The organism is Azospirillum sp. UFLA03-27, assembly GCF_059803775.1.
Genome location: NZ_JAUQTX010000365.1, coordinates 1 through 4,630, shown reverse-complemented (window position 1 = coordinate 4,630; position 4,630 = coordinate 1). Strand labels below are relative to the sequence as shown.

Here is a 4,630-nt window from a genome sequence, read left to right as displayed (position 1 = left end):
CGTCAGATGTGTATAAGAGACAGGCCATCGCCAGCCTGCCGCCCGCGGCCCCCGCAGCGCCTCCGGCGGATGGGGCGCTGCCGTCGAAGGTCTACGGCACGCAGAACGCGGCCTCGCGCATCCAGCTCCGCGCCACGCAGGACAGCTGGATTCAGGTACGCGACAACAGTGGCGAGATCATCTTCACCCGCGTGCTGAAGCCGGGCGACGTCTACCGCGTGCCCGACCGCTCGGGCATCCGTGTCCGCACCGGCAACGCCGGCGGGCTGGTCGTGGTCACCGACGGGGTGGACGGCGCGCCGATGGGGGCGGTCGGGCAGGTGCTGCGCGACGTGTCGCTGGACCAGCACGCCCCAACCCTGCGCGGCGCGGCCCCCGCCCATTGAGGACGGGCTACCCACGGCTTTTTCCCTTGAATCCGGCGCGGCGGACCGCACTTCAGGCGTAACGCCGGCTGCGCTATAAGACCGCGCCGGACCCGATCCATGCCCCGAGGCCATAGCCCATGAGCAGCGTGCGCGCCTACCGCCAGATCCTTCGCCGCAAGTCCCGCCAGATCCGGGTGGGCAACGTGCTCGTCGGCGGCGATGCGCCGATCTCGGTGCAGACGATGACCAACACGCCGACCGCCGACGTGGCGGCGACGGTGGCGCAGATCCAGGCGGCGGAGCGGGTGGGCGCCGACATCGTGCGCGTTTCCTGCCCCGACCAGGAATCGGCGCTGGCGCTGAAGCAGATCGTGCCGCAGGTCTCGGTGCCGATCGTCGCGGACATCCATTTTCACTACAAGCGCGCCATCGAGGCGGCGCAGAGCGGGGCGGCCTGCCTGCGCATCAACCCCGGCAACATCGGCTCGGCGGAGCGGGTGCGCGAGGTGGTGAAGGCGGCCAAGGACTACGGCTGCTCCATGCGCATCGGCGTCAACGCCGGCTCGCTGGAACAGGACCTGCTGGAGAAGTACGGCGAACCCTGCCCCGAGGCGCTGGTCGAGAGCGCCCTCAACCACGCCAAGATCCTGGAGGACCATGACTTCACCGAGTTCAAGATCTCGGTGAAGGCGTCCGACGTGTTCCTGGCCGTCGCCGCCTACCAGGGCTTGGCCGAGGCCTGCGACTATCCGCTGCACATCGGCATCACCGAGGCCGGCGGCCTGCGCGCCGGGACGGTGAAGTCGTCCATCGGGCTGGGCATGCTGCTGTGGTCGGGCATCGGCGACACCATCCGCGTCTCCCTGTCGGCCGAGCCGGCGGAGGAGGTCCAGGTCGGCTACGAGATGCTGAAGTCGCTGGGCCTGCGGCGGCGCGGCGTCACGGTCATCTCCTGCCCGAGCTGCGCGCGGCAGAACTTCAACGTCATCAAGACGGTGGAGACGCTGGAGGCGCGGCTGGCCCACATCACCACGCCGCTGACCCTGTCGGTCATCGGCTGCGTGGTCAACGGCCCCGGCGAGGCGCGCGAGACCGACATCGGCCTGACCGGCGGCGGCAACAACACCCATCAGGTCTATCTGTCCGGCGTCACCGACCACCGGCTGAAGGACCAGAACATCGTTGACCACCTCGTCGGGCTGGTCGAGAAGAAGGCCGCCGAGATCGAGGCGGCCAAGGCGGCGGAACCGGCCGCCGAGTGACGGAACCGGCGCGGGCGGACAATTGAACTGAGGACGCCCCGTGCCATCCGTGCTTAAATCCGCGGCAATCCTAACATTCTTGTGGGCCGTGCCGCGGCCTGGGCCAGAGTCAGAGTGACCGCTTCCTACTTCGTCATCGGCGCCAGCCATCGGTCCTGCTCCGGCGCGATCCGCGACCGTCTGACGACGGAGGAGGCGGAGGTCCCGGCGATGCTGGAGCGGCTGAGCGCCGCCGGCATCACCCAGGCCATGTGGCTCAGCACCTGCGACCGGGTCGAGGTCCAGGCGGTGCACGAGCGCCCGAACGAGGCCGCTCTCACCATCGCCGGGATCATGGCGGAGCGGGTGGGGCTGGGCGAGGCCGACCTCGCCGGGCAGCTCTACACCCTGACCGGTGCGGCGGCGGTGCGGCACGTCTTCGCCGTCGCCTGCTCGCTCGACAGCCAGATCATCGGTGAGCCGCACATCCTGGGGCAAGTCAAGGCCGCCCACCGCCACGCCGCCGCCGCCGGCCTGTCCGGGCCGGAGCTGGAGGGGCTTCTCCAGGCCGCCTATGGTGCTGCCAAGCGGGTGCGCCGGGAGACGCCCATCGCCGAGGGGGCCACCTCGCTGGTCGCCGCGGCGGTCCAGGTGGCGCGCGATCTGCACGGCGACCTGAGGCGCTGCACCGGCCTGCTGATGGGGCTGGGCGACATGGGCGCCCTGGTGCTGGAGGGGCTGCGCGAGGCTGGGCTGGGCCGGCTGATCGCCGCCGCCCCGGTGGATCGCCGGGCCGAAGCGGCGGCGCGGCGGATGGACAGCCACTTCGCGCCCTGGGCCGATCTCGATTCGGCGCTGACCAGCGCGGATATCGTGGTGACCGCGGCGGGTCTGGGGCGCTATATCCTCTCCGCACAGCAGTTGGGGGCGGCGTTGAAGCGCCGCCGCCGGCGCCCGGTGTTCGTGGTGGACGCGGCGATCCCCGCCGACGTCGATCCGGACGTCGCCGGGCTGGACGAGGCCTTCGTCTACGACCTCGCCGATCTGGAGCGCGTGGCGTTGCAAGGGCGGGTGGGGCGCGAGGCGGCGACCCAGGCGGCCTGGACCATCGTGGACGACGCCCTGGCGGCCTTCGCCCGCCACCGGGCCGAGCGCGCCGCGGTGCCCGCCGTGGCGGCGCTGCGGACGCATTTCGAGACGGAGCGGCGGCGCCTGCTGGACGAGCAGCGGGGGCTGGACGCGGCGTCGGCGACGCGGCTTCTGGTCAACCGGCTGCTGCACGGCCCGTCGGAGGCGCTGCGCGCCATGGCGGCGGACCCGGACGGGGCCGGGCTGGCGGAGCGGGCGGCGGCGGAACGGCTGCTGTTCCGGCTGTTCCGGTTGGACGAGCCCGCCGGGAGCGATTTGGATAAGGACGAGCGACGTGAGCCTGGACGAGAAGTTCAATAGGGTCGTGGCCCGCCATGACGAGCTGCGGGACGCGATGGCGGCGGGGACGGTGGACCCGGCGGACTTCGCCCGGCTGTCGAAGGAATACGCCGACCTGACCCCGGTGGCCGAGGCCATCGCCGAGCTGAAGAAGGCGAAGGCGGAGGCCGCCGACCTCGCCGGGATGATCGCCGACGCGGCGGGCGACGCCGACATGAAGGCGCTGGCCGAGGAGGAGTTCGCCGACCTCACCCGCCGCATTCCCGCCCTGGAGCGCCGGGTGCAGATTTCCCTGCTGCCCAAGGACGAGGCGGACGAGAAGAACGCCATCCTGGAGGTGCGCGCCGGCACCGGCGGCGACGAGGCGGCCCTGTTCGCCGCGGAGCTGTTCGAGATGTACCGCCGCTACGCCGGCCTGCGCGGCTGGCGGTTCGAGACGATGGAGGTCAGCGAGACCGGCATCGGCGGCTACAAGGAGGCCATCGCAAACATCACCGGCCGCAACGTCTTCGCCCGGCTGAAGTTCGAATCGGGCGTCCACCGCGTGCAGCGCGTCCCGGCGACCGAGACGCAGGGGCGCATCCACACCTCCGCCGCCACCGTCGCGGTGCTGCCCGAGGCGGAGGAGGTGGACATCCACATCGACGAGAAGGACCTGCGCATCGACGTGTTCCGCTCCAGCGGTCCCGGCGGGCAGTCGGTGAACACGACGGACAGCGCGGTGCGCATCACCCACCTGCCGACCGGCCTCGTGGTCAGCCAGCAGGACGAGAAGAGCCAGCACAAGAACAAGGCCAAGGCCCTGAAGGTGCTGCGCGCCCGCCTCTACGAGCGGGAGCGCGCCGAGAAGGACAAGGTTCGCGCCGCCGACCGCAAGAGTCAGGTGGGCTCCGGCGACCGGTCGGAGCGCATCCGCACCTACAACTTCCCGCAGGGCCGGGTGACCGACCACCGCATCAACCTGACGCTCTACAAGATCGAGAAGGTGATGGCCGGCGAGGCCTTGGACGAGCTGATCGACGCGCTGACGGCCGAGGACGAGGCGGCGCGGTTGTCGGAACTGCAGTAGGGCGGGTTGGTCAATCCCCCTCCGGGAGTTTCGGCCCGCCGATGGCGGTGAGGATCGTCGCCGCCACGCCCTCCGGATTGTTGAGCACGTCGTTGTTCCAGAAGCGCAGGATTCGCCAGCCATGATGGCGCAGATGCTCGTCCCGAGTGGAGTCGTAGGCGGAGTCGGCGTGCTGGCCGCCGTCGACTTCGACAACCAGCTTTGCCTGGATGCAGGCGAAATCAGCGATGTAGGGGGGAATGGGGTGCTGACGGCGAAACTTCCATCCGCTGAGCTGTTCACTGCGCAATTGGCGCCAAAGCGCTCGTTCGGCGTCGGTGGGCTGAGTGCGCAGGTCACGAGCGCGGTATTTCAGCTTGGAGTTCCGCATAGGCGCTTGCGTGGCAACACGGGCCCCCACCCTAACCCTCCCCCGCTGCGCAGGGGAGGGAACAGGACGTCGCACCGATCGCCCTCCCCTGCGCAGCGGGGGAGGGAGGGGACCCTGTCTCTTATACACATCTCCGAGCCCACGAGACTATAAC

At 70.4% G+C, this 4,630-nt stretch carries 5 protein-coding genes; 4 read left to right on the top strand and 1 reads right to left on the bottom strand.

The window, feature by feature from the left end:
• From Q4I23_RS30595 to prfA, 4 genes are all read left to right on the top strand, one after another.
• Nucleotides 1–386, top strand: a 386-nt coding sequence (locus Q4I23_RS30595) for a DUF4115 domain-containing protein (protein ID WP_498528713.1), incomplete at its 5' end; no start/stop codon positions are given.
• Between the two features lie 119 nt (nt 387–505).
• Entirely contained in the window at nt 506–1,630 is a 1,125-nt protein-coding gene (gene ispG, locus Q4I23_RS30590; RefSeq protein ID WP_454017254.1) for a flavodoxin-dependent (E)-4-hydroxy-3-methylbut-2-enyl-diphosphate synthase, read from the top strand.
• 114 nt (nt 1,631–1,744) lie between these two features.
• A complete protein-coding gene (hemA, locus tag Q4I23_RS30585) occupies nt 1,745–3,058 on the top strand; it encodes a glutamyl-tRNA reductase (protein ID WP_498528712.1) in 1,314 nt (437 codons plus the stop codon).
• On the top strand, nt 3,033–4,106 hold the full coding sequence (prfA, locus tag Q4I23_RS30580) for a peptide chain release factor 1 (protein ID WP_498528711.1): 1,074 nt from the start codon (nt 3,033–3,035) through the stop codon (nt 4,104–4,106). Before hemA ends, prfA begins: the two co-directional genes overlap by 26 nt.
• 10 nt (nt 4,107–4,116) lie before the next feature.
• Here the strand turns inward: prfA and Q4I23_RS30575 are convergent, their stop codons facing one another.
• Nucleotides 4,117–4,476 carry an endonuclease domain-containing protein gene (locus Q4I23_RS30575; protein WP_498528710.1) on the bottom strand — a complete coding sequence of 120 codons (360 nt, stop codon included), beginning with the start codon at nt 4,474–4,476 and terminating at the stop codon, nt 4,117–4,119.
• Nucleotides 4,477–4,630 lie beyond the last annotated feature (154 nt).